At 72.2% G+C, this 23,073-nt stretch carries 22 protein-coding genes; 4 read left to right on the forward strand and 18 right to left on the reverse strand.

The window, feature by feature from the left end:
• Window positions 1–7 precede the first annotated feature (7 nt).
• Window positions 8–682: a 2-phosphosulfolactate phosphatase gene (locus ACIBG7_RS32125; protein WP_397338614.1), complete on the reverse strand. Its 675-nt coding sequence runs from the start codon at window positions 680–682 to the stop codon at window positions 8–10.
• A gap of 315 nt (window positions 683–997) precedes the next feature.
• Window positions 998–3,013, reverse strand: coding sequence for a HelD family protein (locus tag ACIBG7_RS32130; RefSeq protein WP_397338615.1), 2,016 nt, complete (start codon window positions 3,011–3,013; stop codon window positions 998–1,000).
• Window positions 3,014–3,120: 107 nt separating this feature from the next.
• On the opposite strand from ACIBG7_RS32130, the gene ACIBG7_RS32135 reads away from it, so the two are divergent.
• Window positions 3,121–3,438, forward strand: a complete 318-nt coding sequence (locus tag ACIBG7_RS32135) for a hypothetical protein (protein WP_397338617.1) — start codon at window positions 3,121–3,123, stop codon at window positions 3,436–3,438.
• Window positions 3,439–3,643: 205 nt separating this feature from the next.
• On the opposite strand, the gene ACIBG7_RS32140 is transcribed toward ACIBG7_RS32135, so the two are convergent.
• From ACIBG7_RS32140 to ACIBG7_RS32175, 8 genes are all read right to left on the reverse strand, one after another.
• On the reverse strand, window positions 3,644–5,278 hold the full coding sequence (locus tag ACIBG7_RS32140) for a DNA repair helicase XPB (protein ID WP_357922308.1): 1,635 nt from the start codon (window positions 5,276–5,278) through the stop codon (window positions 3,644–3,646).
• 85 nt (window positions 5,279–5,363) lie between these two features.
• Window positions 5,364–5,732 carry a hypothetical protein gene (locus tag ACIBG7_RS32145; protein ID WP_357922311.1) on the reverse strand — a complete coding sequence of 123 codons (369 nt, stop codon included), beginning with the start codon at window positions 5,730–5,732 and terminating at the stop codon, window positions 5,364–5,366.
• Between the two features lie 93 nt (window positions 5,733–5,825).
• Window positions 5,826–6,620, reverse strand: a complete 795-nt coding sequence (locus ACIBG7_RS32150) for an ABC transporter permease (RefSeq protein WP_357922313.1) — start codon at window positions 6,618–6,620, stop codon at window positions 5,826–5,828.
• Window positions 6,610–7,572: an ABC transporter ATP-binding protein gene (locus ACIBG7_RS32155; RefSeq protein WP_397338618.1), complete on the reverse strand. Its 963-nt coding sequence runs from the start codon at window positions 7,570–7,572 to the stop codon at window positions 6,610–6,612. Before ACIBG7_RS32155 ends, ACIBG7_RS32150 begins: the two co-directional genes overlap by 11 nt.
• 2 nt (window positions 7,573–7,574) lie before the next feature.
• Window positions 7,575–10,139 carry a M16 family metallopeptidase gene (locus ACIBG7_RS32160; RefSeq protein ID WP_397338619.1) on the reverse strand — a complete coding sequence of 855 codons (2,565 nt, stop codon included), beginning with the start codon at window positions 10,137–10,139 and terminating at the stop codon, window positions 7,575–7,577.
• Between the two features lie 83 nt (window positions 10,140–10,222).
• Complete coding sequence (locus ACIBG7_RS32165; RefSeq protein WP_357922321.1) at window positions 10,223–10,765, reverse strand: helix-turn-helix transcriptional regulator; 543 nt, start codon at window positions 10,763–10,765, stop codon at window positions 10,223–10,225.
• Window positions 10,762–11,880 carry a M20/M25/M40 family metallo-hydrolase gene (locus tag ACIBG7_RS32170; RefSeq protein WP_357922323.1) on the reverse strand — a complete coding sequence of 373 codons (1,119 nt, stop codon included), beginning with the start codon at window positions 11,878–11,880 and terminating at the stop codon, window positions 10,762–10,764. The genes ACIBG7_RS32165 and ACIBG7_RS32170 overlap by 4 nt, the downstream gene beginning before the upstream one ends.
• A gap of 67 nt (window positions 11,881–11,947) precedes the next feature.
• A complete protein-coding gene (locus ACIBG7_RS32175) occupies window positions 11,948–13,012 on the reverse strand; it encodes an NAD-dependent epimerase/dehydratase family protein (protein WP_397338620.1) in 1,065 nt (354 codons plus the stop codon).
• An 18-nt stretch (window positions 13,013–13,030) separates the two neighbouring features.
• On the opposite strand from ACIBG7_RS32175, the gene ACIBG7_RS32180 reads away from it, so the two are divergent.
• The gene (locus tag ACIBG7_RS32180) at window positions 13,031–14,068 is read left to right on the forward strand and encodes a LuxR C-terminal-related transcriptional regulator (protein ID WP_357922329.1); all 1,038 of its coding nucleotides are present in this window, start codon (window positions 13,031–13,033) and stop codon (window positions 14,066–14,068) included.
• 11 nt (window positions 14,069–14,079) lie between these two features.
• Here ACIBG7_RS32180 and ACIBG7_RS32185 read toward each other — a convergent pair whose 3' ends face one another.
• From ACIBG7_RS32185 to ACIBG7_RS32210, 6 genes are all read right to left on the reverse strand, one after another.
• The gene (locus ACIBG7_RS32185; RefSeq protein WP_357922332.1) at window positions 14,080–14,250 is read right to left on the reverse strand and encodes a hypothetical protein; all 171 of its coding nucleotides are present in this window, start codon (window positions 14,248–14,250) and stop codon (window positions 14,080–14,082) included.
• A gap of 111 nt (window positions 14,251–14,361) precedes the next feature.
• Window positions 14,362–16,344 (reverse strand): prolyl oligopeptidase family protein, encoded by a 1,983-nt coding sequence (locus ACIBG7_RS32190; protein WP_397338621.1) that lies wholly within the window; start codon window positions 16,342–16,344, stop codon window positions 14,362–14,364.
• A complete protein-coding gene (locus tag ACIBG7_RS32195; RefSeq protein ID WP_397338622.1) occupies window positions 16,341–17,189 on the reverse strand; it encodes a hypothetical protein in 849 nt (282 codons plus the stop codon). The genes ACIBG7_RS32190 and ACIBG7_RS32195 overlap by 4 nt, the downstream gene beginning before the upstream one ends.
• Window positions 17,186–17,785, reverse strand: coding sequence for a flavoprotein (locus tag ACIBG7_RS32200; RefSeq protein WP_357922340.1), 600 nt, complete (start codon window positions 17,783–17,785; stop codon window positions 17,186–17,188). The genes ACIBG7_RS32195 and ACIBG7_RS32200 overlap by 4 nt, the downstream gene beginning before the upstream one ends.
• Window positions 17,772–18,665 carry an LLM class flavin-dependent oxidoreductase gene (locus tag ACIBG7_RS32205; RefSeq protein WP_397338623.1) on the reverse strand — a complete coding sequence of 298 codons (894 nt, stop codon included), beginning with the start codon at window positions 18,663–18,665 and terminating at the stop codon, window positions 17,772–17,774. Before ACIBG7_RS32205 ends, ACIBG7_RS32200 begins: the two co-directional genes overlap by 14 nt.
• 4 nt (window positions 18,666–18,669) lie before the next feature.
• Window positions 18,670–19,650: a T3SS effector HopA1 family protein gene (locus ACIBG7_RS32210; protein WP_357922345.1), complete on the reverse strand. Its 981-nt coding sequence runs from the start codon at window positions 19,648–19,650 to the stop codon at window positions 18,670–18,672.
• 189 nt (window positions 19,651–19,839) lie between these two features.
• Between ACIBG7_RS32210 and ACIBG7_RS32215 the strand changes: the two genes are divergently transcribed.
• Window positions 19,840–19,983, forward strand: coding sequence for an LxmA leader domain family RiPP (locus tag ACIBG7_RS32215; protein ID WP_357922348.1), 144 nt, complete (start codon window positions 19,840–19,842; stop codon window positions 19,981–19,983).
• A 219-nt stretch (window positions 19,984–20,202) separates the two neighbouring features.
• On the opposite strand, the gene ACIBG7_RS32220 is transcribed toward ACIBG7_RS32215, so the two are convergent.
• Complete coding sequence (locus ACIBG7_RS32220; RefSeq protein WP_357922351.1) at window positions 20,203–20,346, reverse strand: LxmA leader domain family RiPP; 144 nt, start codon at window positions 20,344–20,346, stop codon at window positions 20,203–20,205.
• 156 nt (window positions 20,347–20,502) lie between these two features.
• Between ACIBG7_RS32220 and lxmK the strand changes: the two genes are divergently transcribed.
• Window positions 20,503–21,597: a class V lanthionine synthetase subunit LxmK gene (lxmK, locus tag ACIBG7_RS32225; protein ID WP_397338624.1), complete on the forward strand. Its 1,095-nt coding sequence runs from the start codon at window positions 20,503–20,505 to the stop codon at window positions 21,595–21,597.
• A 7-nt stretch (window positions 21,598–21,604) separates the two neighbouring features.
• On the opposite strand, the gene ACIBG7_RS32230 is transcribed toward lxmK, so the two are convergent.
• On the reverse strand, window positions 21,605–23,071 hold the full coding sequence (locus ACIBG7_RS32230; protein WP_397338625.1) for a class I adenylate-forming enzyme family protein: 1,467 nt from the start codon (window positions 23,069–23,071) through the stop codon (window positions 21,605–21,607).
• Window positions 23,072–23,073: the final 2 nt, after the last annotated feature.

Raw genomic sequence — 23,073 nt, forward strand, 5'->3', positions numbered from 1 at the left:
CGGCCGACTATTTTTCCGCCACTTTGAGCACCATCAGCGACCCCTCCAGAGCCGCCACCATGGCGAACGGAAACCGATCGACCTCAAGACACAGCGCGACATCATCCGGATGCACGCCCAGCCGTACCCCCTCGGCCAGCTCGGCCGCCGCCCGCGACTCCCCGGCCCGCCGCAGGAACCCCGCCGCCTCCACCTCGTCTCCGCCGGCCCGGAGCGCGATGTACTCAGCGCACGCCAGATCCTCCTCGGCCCGCCCCTCCTCACCAGTCACCACGTACGTCACGCTCTCGCACCCGCGTTCCCGCAGCAGCCGGGCCGTCGCCTCGGCCACCACGAAACTCGCGCACAACACCAGCTCCGCGTCCTTCACCGCCAGCGCGCCCACCGTCCCCGCCGTCGTCTTCTGCACCACGGTCCGGCCGCTCAGGTCGACCGTCCGCAGCATCGCCGGCGAGTTCACCGCGTCGAACCCCGCCGCCGGCGTCCCGTCCTTCAACGCCACCCACCCGGGGTTGCGTGCTTTGAGCGCCAGCGCCTGGTCGAGACTCTCGGCCAGCACGATCCGCTCGGCCCCACGCGCGAACGCCCACGCCGCCACGGTGAACGCCCGCATCACATCGACCACCACCGCGGTTGCGGGGGTCTCAACCAACTGGGGGATGCCCAGGAACCGACTCTCCATCGGGCCATGATGGCCGTTCCTGCTCTCTGGGAGAAAAGAGCCGTCCCAAGTCGCTCGCCGCCGCAAGTTCTACGCCGTCTGGGCTGCTCCGAAAAAGGGCGGGCCTCAAGCGCTCCCTGGGCCGGTCGCCTCGTAGCCTGGGGCCTTCCTAGGTCGCTGCGGAGCGGGACGCGGGGGCTCCGAGGTGCTGCCCGATCGGCTTCTGATCTCGCGGTTGCTCGCTCGTCGACGGCTCGGGGGTCCGGGGGAGCTGGGCTCCCCCGGGAGGGGAGCCCGAGGCGGGCACGCGCGGAGCGCGCCCCACAGCGAAGGACCCTAGGTGAGGAGTTCGGGGAGGGGCTTGGCGTGGAGGACGGTGAGGGTGGTGACGGCGCGGGTGAGGACGACGTAGAGCCGGGCCAGGCCACGGGGTTCGGCGGAGACGATGTCGGCGGGTTCCACCACGATGACGTGGTCGTACTCCAAGCCCTTGGCCAGGGTGGCGGGGACGATGAGGAGGCGGTGGTCCTCGGTGGAGTCGGGGCCGAGCACGGTGTGGGGGAGGTCGGCCAGGGCGGCCGAGGTGTCGGAGACGAGGGCGTCGGGGGTGATGACGCCGATGGAGCCCTCACGGGCCAGCGCCTCGGTGACCGCGTCACGGAGGAGGGGGGCGCGCACCACGGAGTCGTGCGACGAGGGGCTCTGCCGTACGGAGAGGGAGCCGAGGCCGGGGCGGAGGGAGCGGGGGGCGGCCAGGGTGGGGGCGACGGAGGGCAGGAGCTGCGCGGCGTAGTCGAGGACCTCGCGCGGGACTCGGAAGCCGAGCGTGAGCTCGGTGACCTCGCCGGAGTCCTGGCCGAGGTGGTGCAGGACGGTCTCCCAGGAGCTGACCGACCAGGGGGTGGTGCCCTGGGCGAGGTCGCCGAGGACGGTGGCCGACCCGGTACGGCAGCGCCGCCCGAGCGCACGGAGCTGCATCTCGGAGAGGTCCTGGGCTTCGTCGACGACGAGGTGGCCGAGGGAGGGGGTGCGCTCCATGAGGTCGGCGAGCTCGTCGAGCAGGGCGGCGTCGGCGGCGCTCCACTTGGCGGACTTCCAGCCCCGGTACGGCTTGCCCCACAGCAGGAGCTCCTGCTCCTCCGGCGACAGGTCGGTGCGGGCGGCCTTGGCGAGGAACTCGGGGTCGGACAGGAGCCGGAAGAGCACCTGCTCGGGCACGAGCTTGGGCCAGACGGCGTCGACGAGCTGCTTGACCGGCTTGGAGCGGGCGACCTTGTCGTGGACGCGGTCGTCGGGCGCCTCGCCGCGCTGCTCCATGCGGACGAGCACGAGGTGGGCCAGGCGCTGGGTGAGGGCGTCACGGCCGGGGTTGTAGCGGGTGGTGCCGCGCAGGGAGGCGACGATCTCGCGGACCTCGTGGTCGGCGACGCGGAAGCGGTAGACGCCCTGCGTGTAGACGACGCCTTCGGTGGGCTTGGTGATGTGCGCCCAGAGGGCTCGTTCGAGGACCTTGGCCATGCGGGCCGAGCCCTTGACCGCGGAGACGGAGGGGTCTTCGGTCACGGTGCCGGCGCCGAGGAGGTCGGCGACCGTGGTCTGGTCGACCTTGACCTCGCCGAGGGCGGGCAGGACGGAGGAGATGTAGGAGAGGAAGGCGCGGTTGGGCCCGACGATCATCACGCCGGCGCGGGCGAGGCGCTCGCGGTGGGTGAAGAGCAGGTAGGCCGCGCGGTGCAGGCCGACGGCGGTCTTGCCGGTGCCGGGGGCGCCCTGGACGCAGACGGTGGTGCCGAGGTCGCTGCGGACGATCTCGTCCTGGTCGGGCTGGATGGTCGCGACGATGTCGCGCATCGGGCCGGTGCGGGGGCGTTCGATCTCGTCGGTGAGGATCTTGGAGGGGCCGAGGTCGGCGCCGGTGTCGAGGGGCTCGTCCTCGAAGGCGGTGAGCTTGCCGCCGTGGTAGCCGAAGCGGCGGCGGAGCCGTACGCCCATGGGGTCGGCCGGGCTGGCCTGGTAGAAGGCGCGCGAGACGGGGGCGCGCCAGTCGATGACGAGCGGGCGGCTGGTGCCGTCGTGGACGTGCCGGCGGCCGACGTAGATCGTGGGCGGCAGGTCGTCGTCGGCGGAGCGTTCGAGGCGGCCGAAGAACAGCGGCGTGTCGGGGTGGTCGGCGAGCGCGGCGACGCGCTGGTCGAGCAGCGACTGGAGGATCTGCTGCGAGACCCAGTCGCCGGCCGCGTCTGAGGAGAGGGACTGCGCGTGTTCGCGCATCGCCTGGAGGGCGCGGCGGGATTCGGCGAGGTGGGCCTGTTCGGCGGTGAGTATGTCGGGTGCCGGTGGTTCTGCGGGCATGCGGAAGTGCCTCCCGGGAGGTGGTGGTCATCTGAGGTAGCGAACCGACAAGCTTAGTCGTCGAGCGGGCAGGCATCCAAAAGGTTTTCCCTGGGTACAGGGAGGGCGTGCGCCTGGGCTTCTCGCCGGTTCTCCCCACCGTCGCCAGCTTCCTGCTCGCGGCCCTGTGGGGTCTGTCGGTTTTCGCCGGGTGGGGTTTGGAGGCGTTCTGCGCCGATGGGGAGGCGTCCGGTGCGTGCGCGGAGCGGTTGGCGACGTCTAATCTGGTTTCGGGGGTATTCGCGGTTTCCGGGGGTGCGTGTACGGCTGCCGCATGGTTCTCCCGGCGGGATGAGCGGCTGTTCGACCGGGTGATGGCCGTGGCGGTGGCGGCCTGGGTCATGGCGGTCGCGGTGCTTTTCCTGGGCGGCCTGCTCGCCGGCTAGACCAAAACAACACTTCCTACGAAAAATCCGGGCATATCCAGTGGATTCCTTGAATCATGGGGTATGTCGCGTTCGAGCGTGATGCGTAGGGGACTTGTCACCCTGGTGAGGGGGGTGCTTTCGATGACCCGTGGATGTTCCTGGACCTAGTGGGGAACCGTCCGGCTCGGGGAGCCGGACGGTTCGTTCGTCTGCAAGACGCGGGTCACACGTCGTCGGCGTCGACGATCTGGTAGGCGTACCCCTGCTCGGCCAGGAAGCGCTGCCGGTGCGCGGCGAACTCCTGGTCGACGGTGTCCCGGCTGACCACGGTGTAGAACCGCGCGCCGCCCCCGTCGGCCTTGGGCCGCAGCACCCGGCCGAGCCGCTGGGCCTCCTCCTGGCGGGACCCGAAGGTGCCCGACACCTGGATCGCGACCGCCGCCTCGGGCAGGTCGATGGAGAAGTTGGCCACCTTGGAGACGACCAGCACCTGGATCTCCTTGTCGCGGAAGGCCTGGAAGAGCTCCTCCCGCTCCTTGATCCGCGTCTCGCCCTTGATCACCGGCGCGTTGAGATGCTCGCCGAGCTCGTCGAGCTGGTCGATGTACTGCCCGATGACCAGCACCTGCTCGCCCAGGTGCTTGCGGACCAGCGCCTCGGTCACCCGGGTCTTGGCCGGCGCGGTCGCCGCGAAGCGGTAGCGCTCGTCGGACTCGCACATCGCGTAGGTAAGCCGCTCGTCGTCGCGCAGGGTGACCCGCACCTCGACGCAGTCGGCCGGGGCGATCCAGCCCTGGTTCTCCATCTCCTTCCAGGGCGCGTCGTAGCGCTTGGGGCCGATCAGCGAGAACACGTCGCCCTCGCGGCCGTCCTCGCGCACCAGCGTGGCGGTGAGGCCGATGCGCCGGCGGGCCTGCAGGTCGGCGGTCATCCGGAAGATCGGCGCGGGCAGCAGGTGCACCTCGTCGTAGACCACCAGGCCCCAGTCGCGGGCGTCGAAGAGCTCCAGGTGGGAGTAGACGCCCTTCCGCTTGGCGGTCATGACCTGGTAGGTCGCGATGGTGACCGGGCGGATCTCCTTCTTGGAGCCGGAGTACTCGCCGATCTCGTTCTCGGTCAGCGAGGTGCGCTTGAGCAGCTCCTGCTTCCACTGGTGCACGCTGACGGTGTTGGTGACCAGGATCAGCGTGGTCGCCTTGGCGTGCGCGAGCGCCGCCGCGCCGACGATGGTCTTGCCGGAGCCGCAGGGCAGCACGACCACGCCCGAGCCGCCGTGCCAGAAGGCGTCGGCCGCCTCCTTCTGGTAGGGGCGCAGCGTCCAGCCCTCCTCGCGCAGCTCGATCGGATGGGCCTCGCCGTCGACGTAGCCGGCCATGTCCTCGGCCGGCCAGCCGAGCTTGAGCAGGGCCTGCTTGATGTTGCCGCGCTCGCTCGGGTGCACCGCGACCGAGTCGCCGTCGATGCGCTCGCCGAGCATCGGCTGGATCTTCTTCGAGCGCAGCACCTCTTCGAGCACCGCGCGGTCGCTGGTGGTGAGCACCAGCCCGTGCACCGGGTGCTTGTCGAGGCGGAGCCTGCCGTACCTCGCCATGGTCTCGGCGATGTCGACGAGCAGGGCGTGCGGCACGGGGTAGCGGCTGTGCGCGATCAGCGCGTCGACGACCTGCTCGGCGTCGTGCCCGGCGGCGCGGGCGTTCCACAGCGCGAGCGGGGTGACGCGGTAGGTGTGGACGTGCTCGGGGGCGCGCTCGAGTTCGGCGAAGGGCGCGATGGCGCGGCGGCACTCGTCGGCCTTGTCGTGGTCGACCTCGAGCAGCAGGGTCTTGTCGGACTGGACGATGAGCGGGCCGTCGTTCACAGGCTCCCTTTCGTGTGCGCGAGCAGAGGCGGTCGCGCCGGTACGGCTACCGCATATCCAACACGCACGGAGCCCTGAACAGTCCCTAAATCCCGCGACTGTCCAGGACGATCATCACCGCGATGAAGGCCGCCATCAGCACGAACCCGGCGGCGAACACGCTCCACGCCCAGCGGGTGAGCACGCGGGCGCGGGCGGGCTCGGTGGTGACGCGGCCGAGCGCCTTGCCGGCCACGATGGCGCCGGCGATGCCGAAGACGTTGAAGCAGGAGACGACGCCGATGAGGTTGACCACGAGGGCGACGATCGCGTTGGTGCGGGCCCGCTCGATCTCGCGGTGCACCTGGGGCGGGGGAGCGCCGTAGGCGTAGGCGGGCGGCGGATGCTGGCCGTACGGCGCCCCGTAGGGCTGGTAGGCACCGTAGCCCGGCTGGGAGTCGTAGGGCTGGGTCACGAGTCCACATTTATCACGAATTGGCCGGTCTGCCGGGCCGGAGAAACGAAACAGCGGCGGGAACCGCGAGGTTCCCGCCGCCGAGTCCGGCACTCACGCGCTCCGCGGCTCCCAGCGGAAGTGCTTGCGCGCGATGAGCACCCCGACCACGATCCAGGCGACGATGAGCAGCAGCCGCGGCCCGGCCGCCACCCATCCCTGGACGAAGTCGACCGCGGGATGCGGCGCCCCCGCGGTGAAGTCCTGACCGAAGTAGCCGATCCGGATGACGTCCACCACCGGCGAGAGCGGCAGGGCCGCCGCCACCCGCTGGACCATCTCCGGCATGCCCGCGAGCGGGAAGCTGGCCTGCGAGGTGGTCGCCAGGATCAGCATCGCGGGCAGCACGGTGATCTGGGCCGACTCGCCGGTCTTGGTGAAGCCCGACATCGCCGCCGCCATCGGCACGAACATGATCGAGCCGAGCACGACGCCGAGGAAGAGCAGCAGCGGGTTACGCGGCAGGTGGCCGCCGAGCGCGACCAGGCCGAGCGTGATGATCGCGGCGACCTGGAAGACGTAGATCAGGGTGCAGGCCAGGCCGCTGCCGCCGAAGATGGCCGCCTCCGACAGCACGCTGCCGCGCATGCGCTTGAGCACCAGCTCCTCGCGCCGGACGGTGAAGAGCGTGGTCAGGTGCATGAAGGTGACGAAGAAGCCGATGAGCGCCAGCATCCCGGTCAGGATGTAGAGCCCGGCGGGCACGCCCGCCACGTATCCGTCCTTGAGCACCAGGGCCACGCAGCCCAGCAGGAACGGGAAGGCGATCGTGGTGAAGAAGGCCATCCGGTTCCTGGTCAGCATCGCCAGGTCCAGCCTGGCCAGACGCAGGGTGTGTTCAAGCAGCATTGGCCACCTCCAGGAAGACCTCCTCCAGCGAGGCGCTCCGCACCTCCAGGCGGTCGAGGACGATTCGGTGCTCCGCGGCCCACGCCAGCAGCGAGGCCAGGGAGTTCTGGGTCAGGGCCGGGTCCGCGCCCAGCCGGTACTCGGCGGCGCCGCGCTCCACCTTGGCGGGCACGCCGCCCAGCAGGGGGAGCCCGGTGCCGGGCAGGTGGTCGGGGGCCTGGAAGGTGATGCGGTTGCCGCGCTGGGCGACGACCTCGGCGATGGTGCCGGCCACCTCGATCCGCCCGGCGTTCATGATCGCCAGCCGGGCGGCCAGCCGCTCGGCCTCCTCCAGGTAGTGGGTGGTGAGCAGGACGGTGGTGCCGGCCGCGACCAGGTCCTGGATGATCGTCCAGGTGTTGCGGCGGGCCTCGGGGTCCATGCCCGTGGTCGGCTCGTCCAGGAAGAGCACCTTGGGCTGGGAGAGCGTGGCCAGCGCCAGGTCCAGGCGGCGCTTCTGGCCGCCGGAGAGCTGCCGGACCTGCACGCCCGCCTTGTCCTCCAGGTCGACCCGGCCGAGCACCTCGGAGACCGTCAACGGCTTGGCGGGGGAGACGTCCCGCCAGAACCGGACCGTCTCCGACACCGACAGATCGCTGAAGAAGCCGCCTTCCTGCAACATCAGGCCGACGTGCGGCCGGACCTTCGCCCGGTCGGCATGCGGGTCGTGGCCCAGGACGCGCAGCGTGCCCGAGGTGGGCGGGCGGAAGCCCTCCAGCACCTCGATCGTGGTGGTCTTGCCGGCGCCGTTCGTGCCCAGCAGCGCGAACAGCTCGCCCTGCTGTACCTCGAAGGAGATGCCGCGCACGGCCTCGAAGTCGCCGTAGCGCTGGTGCAGGTCCCGGACGACGATGGGGGACTGGGGGGTCGCATTCACGGTTCTGTCTCGTCTCGAAAGGGTGTGAAGAGCCATGATCACCTGACCATCTCGTAGGATTTGATCATTGAGAGATCGCCGACGGCAACGCCGGTGATGAAGCCGGGGTCGAAAAGCCGGGCCGCGGCGGCCCGTACCTCCTCGTGCGTGACGGTGGCCAGCGCGTCGCCGTGCCGCACCAGCTCTTCCGGGGTGCGCTCCAGCAGCGCGGTGGCCAGGCCGGCGGCGTCGCCGACCGACTCCAGCCACCGGCCGACCAGGTAGGCGCGGGCGCGCTCGATCTCCTGCGCGGTGAACGGCTCGGTGGTCACGCCTTCCAGGAGGCGCGCGAACTCCTCGATCGCCGTCCGCGCGGCCTCGCGCCGGACGTCGAACGAGCTCAGCACGAGGCCGCTCGGCTCCAGCGCGGTGCGCGCCGAGTAGGTCAGCCGCAGCCGGTCCCGCATGGTCGTGGCCAGCCGCGAGGAGGAGTGGCCGCCGAAGACCGCGCTCGCCAGCTCCACCGCGGGCGTGGGCTCGGCGACCGTGCCGAACAGGAGCTGCACCTGGGCGGCGCCGTCGCGGTGCAGTCCCCGCCAGGCCTTCTTCCGGTACGGCGGAGCCGCCGCGGCGACCGGTTCCGCGCTGCCCCGCCAGCCGGCCAGCGCGTCGGCGGCCAGCGCGAGGGTGTCCTGCGGGTCGAGCTCGCCGGCGACGACGAGCGTGGCGCCGCCCGGCCGCAGCCGGCTGCGGTGCAGGCCCGCCAGGCTCTCCGCGCTCACCTGGTCGACCGGCCCCGACACCTCCGGCGCGAGACCGACCAGGCGGCGTACGGCCCCGCGCGCGGTCGTGGCCGGATGGGCGGCGAGCGCGGCCAGTTGCCGCGTCACCAGGCCCCGGATGGCCGCGATGTCGTCGGCGGCGTAGCCGTCGTCCTGGACCAGCGCGGAGGCGACGACCTCCAGCGCCTGCCGCAACGTCCTCGCCGGGCCGTCCCCGCTCAGCACGAGCCGGCGGGTGTCGGCCAGCGGCAGCACGGTCCAGCCGGCGCGCTCCAGCTCGGCCGCCCGCGGGCAGCGGCTCTCGCGCAACACCATCGCGCCCAGGATCGAGGCGTCGGCCGCCTCGCCGGAGGCGATCGGGACGCAGAGCCGTACCGCGGCCAGGGGAAGGCCGGGGCAGCGGACGGCGAGCACGCGCAGCCCGTTCGGCAACGTGGCCGAGGCCGACTCGGGCACCCGCGCCGGGCGGTGCCCGCCGAGCGGGGGCAGGCCGGCCGGCTCGGCGCCGGAGGCGGCGGCCGTGCGCTGGTGGACGGTCTCGGGTTCGGCGGGCACGGGAGCCAGCGGCGCACGCCGGCCGCCGTCGCCCGCACCCGGCCGGGTCTCGGACGGGGTCACCAGCACCAGCGCGCGCGGCTGGTCGCCCAGCCGTCGCCCGGCCTGCGTGACCTGCTCGGCGGTGATCCGGTGCAGCCGCTCCGGCAGCTCGCCGAGCAGGTGCGGGGCGTCGAACAGCAGCTCCAACCGGCTCAGTGCGCGGGCCCGTTCGACCGGCCGGGCGTGGGCGCGGCTCCACGCGGCGCCGGCTCGGACGGCGGCGCCCTCCAGCTCGCTCGCCGACAGGTCCGGCACGCTCAGCTCGTCCTCGATCAGCGCGAGCACGCGCTCGGCGGAGCCCTGGTGGTAGGCGGCGACGGAGAAGGTGTCGGGGTGCCGGGCGCGCAGGATGCCCCCGGCGGGACCGCAACCGGAGCGCACGGTGACCTCGCCGAGCCCGGCCTCGGTCAGCGAGCGCCGCAGCCGGCTGCTGAGCCCGTCGGTCAGCAGGGCCGACAGCAGCACGTGGGCGAGGTAGCCGTCGAGGTCGGCGGCCGGGTCGGGCAGGGGATAGCCGACGGCCAGGGCCGGCGCGGTCGCGTGCTGGTCGACCTGCCGGAGCTCGCCGCCGCGCGGCTGTTCCTCGATCCGGCCGGGCAGCGGCTCGCGGCCGGCGATGTCGCCGAAGTGGCGCTCGATCAGCTCCACGTCGGGCTCGAAGTCGCCGCAGATCGCCAGCACCGCGTTGGCCGGGTGGTAGTGGCGCTCGAAGAACTCCCGGCAGTCGGCCACTCCGGCCGCCTCCAGGTCGCCGAGCTCGCCGTAGCCGTCGTGCGTGCAGGCGAAGGAGGTGTAGAGCGTCCGCGCCAGCAGGGTTCCGGGGAAGCGCGCGTAGGGACGGCTCAGCACGTTGCGCCGGATCTCGTCCCTGACCACCTCGCGTTGCTTGGTCAGCGCCGCCTCGTCCAGGAGCGGCGCGCGCATCCGGTCGGCCTCCAGGAACAGCACCCGTTCCAGGGCCCCGCCGGGCACGCTCGCGTAGAAGTTGGTGGCGTCCGGGCCGGTCGTGCCGTTGAAGCTGCCGCCGGAGGCCTGGATCACCCGGCCGTGGGCGCCGGGCGGGACGTGCAGGCTCCCCTCGAACATCAGGTGCTCGAAGAGGTGCGCGAACCCGGCCCGGCCGGGCGGCTCGGTGCGGAAGCCCACGCCGTAGTGGACGCTGACCCCGACCGTGGTGGCGGCCGGGTCGGGCGCCAGAACGAGACGCAGCCCGTTCGGCAGGCAGGCGCGGATGAGTTCGCGCATGATGACATTCCCTCTCTGGCAGATAAGGGCAGGTTGGTGCAATTTCGTTGACCCTTGTCGGGCCGGTTTCCTAGCGTTGAAGTTCAGCCTGTGGCGCCCGCCGGGTGGCGCCGGAGAAGAGGACGAGAATGGCCACGACGCGAGGGGACCGGGCGTGCACTGTTCCGGTCGGCGAATATGAGTGCTGCTTTCAATCCGGCCTGGAATCTGCTTTTGGCCCCGAGCTTCTCCATCAGTTCCGCGGTTACCCGCCGGACGGTGCGCAATGAGACGCCGAGACTCCGGGCCGCCGCCTCATCGGTGCATCCTTGTGCGAGAAGCTGCAGGACCTGCCATTCGCGGGCGGAGATGGGCTGCGCGGCCGGCGCCGTTACGCCGAGCCTGGCAGCGGCTGCCCCCCGTGCTTGGGCGCGGGAGAGCAGGAGTGTCATGCCCGTTTCCGGACGGACCACGGTGAGGGCTTCCCCGTCGGCGCGGCGCAACAGGGCGAGCTCTTCCAGCAACATCAGGCAGCGACGGACCGCGGACGGTTCGCCGTCCAGCCGCTGCACCAACTCCATGAAGGTCAGCGCAGGGCCGGCGGCCAGCAGCGCGTAGACCTGGACGACCTCCACCTCCTCGGTCATGACTCCGCCCCCTTGGCGAGCAGCAGGACCAGGGCGCTGGTCAGCGTCCGGCCGCACTCCTCCAGTTCGGCCACCTCGACGTGCTCGCCGGGCCGCCGGGTCCTGGTCGTGTCGCCGGGCCCGTAGAGCACCATGGGCACGCCGAGTTCCTGGAAGACGTGGGCGTCGCTGGGGCAGGGGTACTGGCACCAGCTCAGGCCGGGGTTGACCGTGCGCAGCAGGTCGGCGAAGGTCGTGTGGCCCAGGCTCGTGGCCGGGGACAGCAGTTCGCGCTCGCTCCAGCTCGGCAGCGGCAGCCCGGCCGGGTGGAACCGGTCGTGCAGCCGGTCGTCGATCACCTTCCTGGCCACCTCCGCCGGCAGCAGCGGCGGCAGGGCCAGGGTGAAGTCCACCTCGCCGGACAGGGCGGGCGTGGACGGGTCGAGGCCGGCGGCCACCCGGCCGGGCAGGACGTACCTGATGCCCTGCCGGGTGGGGTAGAGCTGGCGCAGCTCCTCGTTGGCGTCGTTCAGGGCGAGCACGGCGGCCGCCGCGTGCGTCGCCGCGTTGTGGACGTCGGCGGCGTAGGCCATCGGCCCCGGCGCGCCCCAGCTCGTGAGCCGGTGGCGGGAGAAGCCGTAGGCGGTCGTGCAGACGTGCCGGTCGGTCGGCTCGGTCAGGATCGCCAGCTCGGCGTCGTCCAGGAGCGCGGCGAGCGCGTTCGTGCCCGCGCCGTCGCGGTGCCCGTCGGCCACGAGCTGGACGGTGAGCCGGCCGTGCAGGTCGCTGCGCCGGGCCAGCTCCGCCACCGCGGTGACGATCGTGGCCACGCCGCCGAGCATGTCGCTCGTGCCCGTGCCGTGGATCCGGCCCGAGCGCAGCTCCCCGCCCGAGTCGTCCATGATCGGCTGGTCGATGTCGAGGTGGCCGTTGAGCACCACGTGGCGCCCACCGGGCCCGAGGTCGCAGGTGGCCAGCACCTGCCGGGCGCCGTCTCGCTCGCGGAGCTCGGCGGTCAGGCCGTGCTCGGTCAGCTCGGCGGCGGTCAGTTCGGCGGCGAGCGCCGCGCCGTCGCTCGCGTGGGTGGGTCGCAGGCCGGCGAGCCTGGATGTGAGCTCCGCTGTGGAGAGGGTCATCGTTTCACCTCCTGGTCAGGACGGTAGGGAATGCTGCTTGCCGGGAGTAGGGAGAAGATGCCAGGTGTCAGGCATTGACCATCCGGCGTTGCGCGGCGGTCTCCTGCTCGTGCAGCAAGCACCTGGTCAGGCCCTCGGCGAGCAGGGTGGTGGCGTGGAAGCCCAGCTCGGCGCGGGCGCGGCTGACCGACGGGATCTGTACGGCCAGCGGCCGGCCGTGCCCGCGACGGCCGTTCGTGGTGATGGTGGCGGAAGTTCCTGCCAGCCGGATCGCCAGCCGCGCGGCGTCGCGCAGGCTGATCGTCTCGAACGAGGCGAGGTTGTAGACGGCGTACGGGCGCTCGTCCAGGTTGGCGCGGCCGACCGCGGCGACGATCCCCCTGGCCACGTCCGCGACGTAGGTGAAGTTGCGCAGTTGCTGCCCGCCGCCCGGCAGGGGGATGGGGTGCCCCCCGAACGCGGCCCGCACGACCCGGCCCAGGGTGGACTCGGCCGGCTGGCCCGGGCCGTACAGCCCGAAGGGCCGCACGACGGTCGAGGCGCGGCCCGGGAGCCGCCCGAACTGCTCGGTGAGCCGCTCGCCGATGACCTTGGCGCGGGCGAAGCGGCTCTGCGGGGCGAGCGCCTCGTCCTCGTCGAAGGCCCGTCCGGGGCCGTCGCCGTAGACGTCGGGGGAGGAGTAGAAGAGCACGTGCCGGCAGCCCTGGCTGATGGCCGCGGAGGTCACCGCCGCGGTGCCGCTGACGTTGGCGGAGTACGGCACGGCGTGCCCTTCCTCCGAGCCGAGGTGGATGAGGTCGCGCGCCCCGGTGACCGCGCGGTAGAGCGCGGCCGGGTCGCCCGTCCCGCCGGCGACGTGTTCGACGCGCAGGCCGGGCACGGGTTCTGGCGGGGTGCGGCTGAGCACCCTGACCACCGTGCCGGGCCGGGTGAGGCTCAACTGCTCCAAAATGAAGTTCCGGAGAAAGCCTGACCCGATAATCGCGAGAGCTGTTTCCATGACATTCTCCCTGGTTATTCGTCTGGCGTTGTCTGGAGAATAGGCCGGTGGTCTTCCTTGAGTGAGAGATAAGCTGCCATTTGGCATTGAAAGCCCCTCCTGCCCGCCTGTACGGTGTGCTGGCGAGTCCATTCTTTGGAGGGGATAGTCGTGGCGCGCTCCGGTGGTGGCGAGAGCGGGGAACTGTCCATCGACCGGGTTTTGGAGCTCATGGACGGCCTGCTGCCGGAGGCGGCGTCGCAGGGGTATGCCCTGCTGCTGGAGCGGGGGGACTGTTCGGAGGAGGACGCGGCCCGGCTCGTCGGCGCGGAATGCCTGGCCGAGCTGCTCAGGCGCGGGCTGGCGCACCCGGTCTCCCGGGACAGCCGCACGGTCAAGGTGATCAGGGCGACCGACCCCACCCTGGCCTTCCACGACGTGCTGCACGAGCTGCAGTCACGGCTGACCGAGTCGAGCAACCGGTTGCTCGACGCCCATCAGCGGATCGGCGACATCCAGCGCATCTTCGCCAGGAGGACCGCGGAACAGGACCCCGAGGACGCCATCAGGCTGGTGACCGACCGGCAGGAGATCCAGTCGCTGTCGGTCTCGCTGATCAACATGGCGCAGTCCGACTACATGGGCCTGCACACCTGGCGCTTCGTCGTGGCCCCGCGCAAGGGCAACTTCGCGCCCAGGCCGCCCAGCGTGCTGGAGCGCAAGGTGCGGCGGCGCTCGATCTACTCGACCGAGTACTTCGACAACGAGGTGGGGTACGTCACCATCCAGACGGCCATGTCGGTCGGTGACGAGGTGCGCATCCACCGGCACCTGCCGATGAAGCTGAAGCTCATCGACGAGGACGCCGCTCTGCTTCCGCTCAGCCCCACCGGGGTCACCGGGGTGCTGCTGGTCAGAGCGCCGGTCGTGGTGAAGGCGCTACGTCAGTATTTCGAGCTGCTCTGGCACCGTGCCACTCCGGTCGGGGACGGGAGCGCTCGGCAGGCCGGCGAGGGCATGCCGAGCGAGATCCACCGGCAGGTGCTCAAGATGATGGCACTGGGAATGAAAGACGAATCCATCGCGAATCGCACGGGAATGAGTCTTCGCACGGTCAGGCGCCATATCGCGACCATCATGGAAATGCTTTCCGTGGAAACGCGTTTCGCCGCAGGAGTAACCGCGGCGAAACGCGGCTGGGTCGAATAGCGCCATCTCGATCAGGTCCACTCGTCGTCGTCCGGGCACTGCACGCCCAGGGGGGCGTTGCAGCCGGCGACGACCGTGATCTTCGAGGTCGCGGGCTCGCTCACCGCCGCGTGCACCGTGGCGAAGGTGAAGACGGAAGCGGCGGCCAGGGCGAGGGCGGTGAGGGCGCGGCGAGCGTTCATGGCTTCTTCCTTTGCTTCTTGGTGGCTGGTGATGGTCCAGACATTAGGCCGGAACAAAGCCGCCAAGAAGGAAGGAGATGTCATGTGGCAACATGTACACCTATTGCCACATTACAAGAGCTTTGTGTGCTTGCTGCAGAATGTCAGAATATCGGCGTTGAGCTGGACGTTTGTCGTCACGGCGCGGGTGCCGTGCCCGGCCGCCCGCTCGACCCGGAGCAGCACCTCGTTCGGTGAGGCCCACTGCAGCGCCGCGCCCATCTTGCGGGCGTGCGCCGGATCGACCCGGGTGTCGGCCTCGGCCACCGTGAGCAGCGTGGCCGGGTAGCGCACGCCGGCCTCGACCCGGTGGTAGGGCGAGTAGGCCAGCAGGTGCCGGAAGTGCTCGGGGTCGGCGGCCGTGCCGTACTCGGAGGTCCAGGCCGGGCCCAGGCCCGACCGCTCGTAGCGGACCATGTCGAGCAGGGCCGAGGAGCTGACCGCGGCGGCGAACAGGTCGGGCCGCTGGGTGAGCGCCGCGCCCACCAGCAGGCCGCCGTTGGACCCGCCGGTGATGGCCAGGCGGTCGGCCGTGGTGCGGCCGGTGGCGATCAGGTGCTCGGCGGCGGCCAGGAAGTCGTCGAAGACGTTCTGCTTCCCCGCCAGCATCCCCGCCCGGCGCCACTGCTCGCCGCGCTCGCCGCCGCCGCGGATCCGGGCGATGGCGTAGCCGCCGCCGGCCTCGATCCAGGCCAGCGCGACCGGGTTGTAGGCCGGGACCATCGACAGGCCGAAGCCGCCGTAGCCGAACAGGATGAACGGCCGCGGCCCCGGCGCCCCGAGCACGGTGAGCTGCACCCGGGTGCCGTCCCGCGAGGTGTACTCCTCGGTCGTGCCGCCGACCGCGGGCAGGTCGGCGTGGCCGGGCGGGGCCTCCCACAGCGTGGTCCGCCCGGTCTCGGCGTCGAACCGGAAGACCGACACCGGGGTGGTGTAGTCGGTGTAGGCGAACCACACCTCCCGGCCGCCCTCCGGCCGCACGGCCAGCCCGGCGACCGTGCCCTGACCCGGAGTGGGCACCAGGCCCACCAGCTCGCCCGTGGCGGGATCGTGCCGGGTCAGCTCCGCCAGGCACTGCCGGGTCCTGTTGACCACCAGTTCCCCGTCGAGCAGCACGAAGTCGGCCAGCACGGCCTCGGGGTCCTCCGGGACGAGGTCACGCCAGTGCTCGGTGCCCGGCCGGGCCGGGTCGGTGACCGCGATCCGCCCGCGCGGCGCGTCGAGGTCGGTCAGCACGTAGGCGCGGCCGTCGGGTCCCACCCGCAGCGCGGTGTGCGCGTCCACGCCGACCTGGACCGGGCGCAGCGCCGGGGACTCGGCCGGCGCCTGCCGGAGGTCGGCCAGCCACAGGTCGTTGGCCGGTGAGGTCCCGAGGGCCGCGGAGATGGTGAGCCAGCCGTGCCGGACGTCCAGCCGGTAGTGCGTGGCGGCATCGCGGCCCTCGCCGAACACCAGGGCGTCGGAGTCCGCGTCGGCGCCCACGTGGTGCAGGTAGACCCGGCGCGGCCCGTCTCCGATCCGCCGGACGTAGTAGAAGGACTTGCCCTCGGGCAGCCAGGCGATCGGCGAGTAGCGGGTGCCGTCGATCGGGCCGTCGAGGACCGTCCCGGTGGCCACGTCGAGGACGTACAGCAGGGACTGCTCGGTGCCGCCGGTGGACAGCTCGTAGGCGAGCAGCGTGCCGTCGTCGGAGGGCTGCCAGAGGTCGATCGTCTCGTTCCGGGCGGGCGCGAGCAGGACGCGGTCGGTGCCGTCGGGGTCGACGACGTGCAGCGCGAGGCGGTCGGCCTCGGGGGCGCGGCGGATGACGAAACGCCGTCCGCCCCGCCAGGCCGGCGGGCCGACGTAGCCGGTGCGCTCCAGCTCGGCCAGGCGGGCGGCGAAGCGGGCGTGGACGCCGGCCGTGGCCTCCGCGTGCGCCGCGAACAGCTCCTCCTGGCGGTCCAGCCACTCGCGGGTCTCCGGGGCGTCCGGATCCTCCAGCCAGCGGTACGGGTCGGCCACCTGGACGCCGTGCAGGTCTTCGGTCAGGTCGAGGCGGGGGGCGGTGCTCATGGTCGTCCTTCCATCACGTCAGCCACGATGTCCAGGTACTTCGTCAGTTGTGGATCCCAGCCGACATAGGCGGCGTAGTCGTGCGCATGGGTCAGCACCCGCAGCGGGACCAGCCCTTCGACGGCGACCGGGTGTCCGTAGCCGTCCTGTACGGCGCGCCGCAGCGCCTCGTAGTCGGCACTCAGGGCCGGGGCCAGGCCGTGCGCGACGGCCAGTTCCAGTTCCGACAGCTCGGCCAGCAACCAGGCGACGTCGAGCGAGCCGCTGCCCCTCGCCAGGAACTCGCCGGACAGCAGGGCCGGTTCGGGGCCGGGGACGATCAAGGCCAGGCTCGCCGCGCCGTGCAGCAGGTCACCGCCGGGCGGTCCCAGCAGGGTGGCGCACCTGTCCAGGAGCCGGTCGAGCCTGGCAGGTCCCAGCCGGCCGGCCGCCGCCCGGTGCAATGCGGGGGCGGACTCGCCGGTGGCCAGCCAGGTGGCGAGCCGGGACACGCCGGGATGGGGGCGGGTCACCTCCGGCGGGGCGGGAAGGCGGTGCAAGGCGGCCAAGGCGGCGCCGGCGGCGTGCAGCGCCTGCCGTACCAAGGGTTGCTGGTCGGGAAAGGCCAGCCAGCTCGCGGCCGGCAGCGGGCCGTGGGCCAGGTAGGTCAGGCTCAGGCCCGGCTCGGCGGTGGGCCGGACCGGCAGGCGGAGCGCGGGGTGCAGGCTGGCGAGCGTGCGATGCAGCGGGTCGGGCAGCGGCGCGGGTGGGGGGACGTAGGCGGGACCGGGCTCGCGCCGCCACCGGAAGGCGTCGCCCTCCGGCTCGACGGTGGTGCGGACCAGCCGCGTGGCGAACTGTGTCATGCCGTCAGCTCCTGCTGGGCGCGGCGCTCCTCGATCAGGGTGAGCAGGAGCGACAGGGGAGCCGCCACGGAGGCGTCGTGCCGGCCGGTGGAGATGCTCAGCCCCGGCCGGGGCGGAGCGATGACGATGTTGGGCCGCCGTTCCAGGACGGCCCGGTGGTCCAGGTAGGCCGGGCTGTCCAGGCCGTGCGGCGGCAGCGAGGGCGCCAGGCCGATGTAGGCCGGTGTGCACTGCAGGGCGAGCATCGCCGGGGTGTCGCCCAGGCCGAGCGCCAGGCGGGCCAGGAAGTTGAGGCTCGCCGGGTAGACCAGGATGGCGTCCGGCCAGTTGCTCATCTCCACGTGCGGCGCCTCGACGCCGACGTGGGCCGGCCACTCGTCCGACACCGCGGGCTGGCCGCAGAGCGTGCTGAGCGCGTCGAGGGTGACGAAGCGTTGCGCGCTGCGGGTGGCGACCGGGCGGACGACCAGGCCGGGGTAGCCGGCGCGGAGCCAGCTCAGCCAGCCGGGGATGAAGGCCGCGGAGAGGGCGCCGGTGATCACGATGAGCAGCCGGTTGCCCGAGAAAGGTGGATAAATCAGGTTAGGTGTGGTCACGGAGTGCCTCCAGGATCTCTTCCGCCTCCGCCAGGGCCGCGGTGGGTCCGTCGGCCAGGCAGACGCCTGCGGTGTTCACGACGAGCTCGTCGACGCCCGCCTCGACGTACTCGCCCAGCCGGGCCGCGATGCCGCCTGCCGTACCGCTCTGGAAGACGCCGGAGGCGACCAGCGCGTCCGGTGCGGCCGCGACGCCGGCTCGGGCGAGCATGTCGGCGTAGTGCGGGGCGTTCAGGTGGTGGCCGGCGGCGAGGCCGGCCAGCCGGGCCGGGTCGCGCCCGGGACGGTCGAGGGCGGCGTGCACCACGGTGACCAGGCGGGGACGCCGGGCGCCCGCGCGCAGGATCGGCACGATGACCTCCCGCAGGTAGGCGGGCGGGGTCAGCCAGGTGATGGCCACGTCCGCGCAGTCGGCGGCGGCCCGCGCCATGGCCGGGCGCAGCACGCCCGCGCCGACCTCGACCGCCGGGTGCTCCAGCGGCGGCAGCCGGAAGCCGCGCAGCTCGCCGCCGTCGATCAGCTCGCGCACGGTCGTCAGGTAGGCGCGGGCCTCCCGCACCGGGCTGTCGTACGGCCGGCCGGTGAGCGCGGCCACGAACTCGGGCGAGGAGGCGCCGAACCCGGCGACCACCGGGTGCCCGGTCAGCGCGGCCAGCGAGCGCGCGTCCACCGCGGCCTGCAGCGGATGCTTGAGCGGCATCAACGTCACCGACGTGCCGACCGGGACCCCGCACCCGGCGAGGAGCTGGCCGGTGTCGGCCCGCAGGGACTGCCCCAGCCACAGCCGCCGCGCCACCCCGCGCTTGACGAGACCCGCGTAGCGCCGGGCGGCGGCGGCCGAGCCGGGCTGGATCGGCAGGATGATCGAGGCACGGGTCATGGGGTCAGAGCTCCAGCGCCGGCGAGGACAGGTTCCGGTACGGCAGGGCCGGATCGACCCCGCCCCGGGTGAGCGAGGAGTGCAGCGCCTCGGCCGGCGTGCCCTCGCCCGAGGCGGCGGCCAGCAACGCCTCGGCGACCAGCCGGGCGCGGTGCTCGCCGAAGCTCAGCAGCCGCATGCCGACCCGGGTGTCCACCGGATCCCAGGCGATGGCGAGCCCGGGCCCGACCCGGTGCGCGAAGGCCGACACGTCGTCCACCAGGCCCTCAGCCGTGGACAGCGCGGCGACCAGCGAGGCCAGCGCCGGCCAGGCGGGCTCTTCGAGGTAGATGACCAGGGCGTCGCGGCGGGGATAGCCGGACGAGCGGGAGAACGCCTTGGCCCGGTAGGGCAGCTCGCGCTCCTCCAGCAGGGAGAGCGCGGTCCGCAACGCCGGCGCGGCGTGCGCGGGGGCGGCGAGGTGGACGTAGAGGCGCAGGATGGGCCCGTCGCCGAGCACGGTGCCGGCCGAGCCGTCCACCAGGAAGAAGCCCGGCGAGAGGGTGGGCCGGATGGCGTCGGCCTGGATGAGCGCGCGGCCGATCTGCCCCGGGCCGGTGGGCGCGAAGGCGAGCGAGCGCTCCCCGGGCGCCTGCTCGGTCAGCGAGAGCACGCGGTCGGCGGGCAGCCGCACCCGGACGCCGAGCAGGTCGACGACCCAGGAGGACTCGCCCTGCTCGTAGACCGGCGCCAGCACCTTGCTCAGCCGGTGCGGGACGGCCTCGGTGAGCGCGGACTCCAGCGGCAGGTCACGGGTGCCGGGCCGGATGGTGGGGTCGTTGGCCTGCCCGATGTGGAACCGCTCGTAGAGCGCCCCGCTCAGCGCGGACCACAACGCGCGCGCGCCGTCCGCCTCGATCGTCTCGTCGCCCACGCGGGCGCGGAGCCGGTCGGGCTCGAGGTGGACCGCCTCTGCCACGGCCGCCAGGCCGGCGGCGATCGTCATTTCTTCGACTATGCCCATGCCAGCCAAAGTAAGGGGAATTCCTATTGGTCGGAGGCGGGGTGGCACCACGCTGCTGCGAAATGGCAGCACGGTGCCACGGCGCTGGCGCGGGCCGGAACCGGCGGGTGATTATTGAGTTGTCCGCAAGGGCGCCGAAACAAAAAACAAAGAGTTCCGAGGAGAAATATCATGGCTGAGAAGGACCTGGTCGACGGTTACAACGCCTACACCGACTCCGAGGAGATCGCCTTCGACGAGAACGCCAACGAGGAGTCCCCCAGCACCCCGTGGTGCGTCGTGAGCATCGTGGTCACCGCCTCCGCCGGCTGCTGACGACGCCGCTCATTCGAGCCGCCGGCCGGGCGCTCCTCAGCCCGGCCGGCTCCTCCCCGGATTCTCTTTCGACCCACGCCCCGAGCGTGTTCACCATATGCTTCCGGCCCCGACTGCCTGCGCAGGCGGGGCCGATTTCTCGTGCGCCGGCACGCCGGCACGCGGAAGGGCCCGCACCCCGGAGGGTGCGGGCCGTTCTGTCCTGCGAGGGGGCGGGTTTCAGCAGCCGGCCGAAGCGGTGACCACGATGCTGAGGACACACCACGGGCTGGTGGGGGCCTCCTCCTGGGCGTTCTCGTCGAACGCGATCTCCTCGGAGTCGGTGTAAGCCTTGTAACCGTCGACCAGGTCCTTCTCGGCCATGATGTTTTCTCCTATGAGTATTTGTTTCTTGTTTTTGTTTTCGCGTCCTTGCGGATAACTCAATGATTGCCTGCGCAGAATCGCCTCCGCAAGCGTCTGGCAGCTTGCGGACACGCCTATTGATGGGGGCGTGAAACGCCTTCATCATCTGCGAATATGCTGCGAAAAGAGAGAATCGAGGCCACCTCGCTGGCCGCCGCATCGGAAGTGAACGCGCTGCTGGAGCGGCTGGGCCTGGGCCGGCTGGAGGACGACGGGGTCAGCGCCTTCGCCGGCCGCAACAACAACTGGGCCGGCCAGACCTCGCTCGACGTGCCGGTCTTCGTCAAGCGGCTCGACGGGGAGAGCGCGGAGTCGCTCACCCGGTTCCGGCGGGTGCTCGACCTCCAGGCTCTGCTCGCGGCTCAGCCGGACACGGAGCTGCGCTGCCCGCCGCTGCTGGCCGCCGACGAGGACAGCCGGCTGCTGGTGTTCCACTGGCTGCGCGAGGCCAAGGCCGGGAACGTGCTGGCCGCCGACGGCGAGTTCACCGTCGAGCACGCCTACCGGGCGGGGCGCGGCATCGGGGCGCTGCACCAACTGCCGGCCGCCGCCGACACCAGCGCGCACCCGCTGCCGCCGCTGTGGGCGTTCAAGGCGATCCCGCTGTCGTTGTTCTCCGCCTCCCGCGTGGCCGAGCTGCGTTACTGGGCGTTGCTGCAGAACGACGCGGCGCTGGTCGAGGCGCTGGAGGCGCTGCGGGAACGCGAGCGGGAGGTGACGCACCGGCCGATCCACGGCGACCTGCGGCTCGACCAGTTCCTCCAGGACGACACCGGCTTCTACGTCCTCGACTGGGAGGAGTTCCGGATGGCCGACCCGGCGCGGGACGTCGGGGCCTTCGCGGGGGAGTGGCTGCACCACGCGATCCGGAAGGTCAACTCGGACGTGGAGCAGGTCTTCGGGCCGGGCACGACGCTCTCCCACGAGCTGATCATGGAGCGGGGGGCGGCGGAGATCGCCGCTGTACGGCCGCTGGTCGCCGAGTTCTGGCGGGGGTACCTCGACAGCGGGGTGCCGGTGGACGCGGAGCTGGCCGAGCGGGCCACCGGGTTCGCCGGGTGGCACCTGCTGGACCGGCTGCTGGCGACGGCCGGCATCCAGGTGCGGCTCCGGCCGATCGACCTGGCCGCGGCCGGGATCGGGCGCACGGCGCTGCTGGACCCGGCCCGCTTCGTCGCCACCATCGGCCTGGCCGTCCCGGTGAGCTAGCCGGAATTCACAGTTGGGCCCGGAGGGCCTTCCGGTCGAGTTTGAGCACGCTGGTGACCGGCACGTTGTCCACGAACCGCACCTCCCGCGGGTACTTCACCCGCCCGACCCGGGCACGGGCCCACTCGACGAGCTCGTCCCCGGAGACCTCCGCCCCCGGCCGGACCTGCACGAAGGCCACGACCTCCTCGCCCACGCGCGGGTCGGGCCGGCCGACCACGCCGGAGACGACCACGTCCGGGTGCTGGTTGAGCGCGTCCTCGACGTCGCGCGGGAAGACGTTGAAGCCGCCGCGGATGATCAGGTCCTTCTTGCGGTCGACGACGTAGAGGTAGCCGTCGTCGTCGACGCAGCCGATGTCGCCGGTGTGCAGCTCGCCGTCGACCAGGGCCGTCGAATCGTCCGTGGTCTCACCCCAGTACCCCTGCATGAGCGAGGCGCCCCGCACGCAGATCTCGCCCACGTCGCCGCACTCCACCGGTTCGCCCGCCGAGTCCCGGATGGTGATCTCGTAGCCGGGCAGCGGCAGCCCCACGCTCCCGACCCGGCGCCGGCCCGGCGGGTTGAAGCTGGTGACCGCGCTGGTCTCGGTCAGCCCGTAACCCTCCAGGATCTGCACGCCGGGCATCCGGCGCTCGAACTCCTCCAGCACCGCGCGGGTCAGCGGCGCCGCGCCGCAGGTGAGGAAGCGCAGGTCGGGCAGGGGCCGCAGCTCGTCGCCGAGGGCGAGCAACATCTGCACCATCGAGGGCACGACCGTCCCGTACTGCACGCGTTGCTCGCGGGCCAGCTCCAGGAACGCCTTGGGGTCGAACCAGCGCATCAGCACCGCCTGCTGCGGCTCGGCGGCGTGCATCCCGGCGATGGTGACGATCAGCCCGTAGGCGTGCGAGAGGGGCACCGGCACGATCGCCCGGTTCGCGCCCTCCAGGTGGGACATGGCGTAGGCGTCACGGGCGACATTCCACAGGCCGCGGTGGTCGAGCATGACGCCCTTGGCCGTGCCGGTGGTGCCGCCGGTGTACATCAGGGCCGCCAGGTCGCCCGGGTCGCGCGCCACCGGGCCGTGCTCGCCGGCCTGCTCCAGCTCCTCGACGCCGGACAGCACCCGCACCTCGGCGCCGCTCGCCTCGACCGTCGCCAGCAGCTCGGGCGAGGCCACGACCAGCCGGGCGCCGCTGTCGTCGATGATGTGCCGCAGCTCGCCGGGTCCGACGAGGAAGACGACCGGGGTGACGACCGCGCCGGCCAGCCAGACCGCCTGGTAGAGCACCTGCACGTCGGGGGAGGTGGCCATCATCACGACCACGCGGTCGCCGGGCCGTACGCCGAGGGCGATCAGGCCGCCGCAGACGCGCCGGGCGCGGGCGGCCAGGTCGTGGCCGCGGTGCCAGACGCCTTCGTAGAACAGCGCCTCGTAGTCGCCGAAGCGCTCCCATGACTCCTCGGCAAGTCGCCCCAAAGTCTGCGTCATGT

This window comes from Nonomuraea sp. NPDC050328 (assembly GCF_044459405.1).
Lineage (GTDB): Bacteria > Actinomycetota > Actinomycetes > Streptosporangiales > Streptosporangiaceae > Nonomuraea.

Bases quoted from the DNA above. Each gene is read 5' to 3' on its own strand.
- ACIBG7_RS32170 (WP_357922323.1), bottom strand. From the start codon at position 11,880: ATGACCCTCTCCACAGCGGAGCTCACATCCAGGCTCGCCGGCCTGCGA.
- ACIBG7_RS32160 (WP_397338619.1), bottom strand. From the start codon at position 10,139: ATGCGCGAACTCATCCGCGCCTGCCTGCCGAACGGGCTGCGTCTCGTT.
- ACIBG7_RS32205 (WP_397338623.1), bottom strand. From the start codon at position 18,665: ATGACCCGTGCCTCGATCATCCTGCCGATCCAGCCCGGCTCGGCCGCC.
- ACIBG7_RS32185 (WP_357922332.1), bottom strand. From the start codon at position 14,250: ATGAACGCTCGCCGCGCCCTCACCGCCCTCGCCCTGGCCGCCGCTTCC.
- ACIBG7_RS32175 (WP_397338620.1), bottom strand. From the start codon at position 13,012: ATGGACTCGCCAGCACACCGTACAGGCGGGCAGGAGGGGCTTTCAATG.
- ACIBG7_RS32220 (WP_357922351.1), bottom strand. From the start codon at position 20,346: ATGGCCGAGAAGGACCTGGTCGACGGTTACAAGGCTTACACCGACTCC.
- ACIBG7_RS32130 (WP_397338615.1), bottom strand. From the start codon at position 3,013: ATGCCCGCAGAACCACCGGCACCCGACATACTCACCGCCGAACAGGCC.
- lxmK (WP_397338624.1), top strand. From the start codon at position 20,503: ATGCTGCGAAAAGAGAGAATCGAGGCCACCTCGCTGGCCGCCGCATCG.
- ACIBG7_RS32195 (WP_397338622.1), bottom strand. From the start codon at position 17,189: ATGACACAGTTCGCCACGCGGCTGGTCCGCACCACCGTCGAGCCGGAG.
- ACIBG7_RS32210 (WP_357922345.1), bottom strand. From the start codon at position 19,650: ATGACGATCGCCGCCGGCCTGGCGGCCGTGGCAGAGGCGGTCCACCTC.
- ACIBG7_RS32190 (WP_397338621.1), bottom strand. From the start codon at position 16,344: ATGAGCACCGCCCCCCGCCTCGACCTGACCGAAGACCTGCACGGCGTC.
- ACIBG7_RS32165 (WP_357922321.1), bottom strand. From the start codon at position 10,765: ATGACCGAGGAGGTGGAGGTCGTCCAGGTCTACGCGCTGCTGGCCGCC.
- ACIBG7_RS32150 (WP_357922313.1), bottom strand. From the start codon at position 6,620: ATGCTGCTTGAACACACCCTGCGTCTGGCCAGGCTGGACCTGGCGATG.
- ACIBG7_RS32155 (WP_397338618.1), bottom strand. From the start codon at position 7,572: ATGGCTCTTCACACCCTTTCGAGACGAGACAGAACCGTGAATGCGACC.
- ACIBG7_RS32230 (WP_397338625.1), bottom strand. From the start codon at position 23,071: ATGACGCAGACTTTGGGGCGACTTGCCGAGGAGTCATGGGAGCGCTTC.
- ACIBG7_RS32215 (WP_357922348.1), top strand. From the start codon at position 19,840: ATGGCTGAGAAGGACCTGGTCGACGGTTACAACGCCTACACCGACTCC.
- ACIBG7_RS32125 (WP_397338614.1), bottom strand. From the start codon at position 682: ATGGAGAGTCGGTTCCTGGGCATCCCCCAGTTGGTTGAGACCCCCGCA.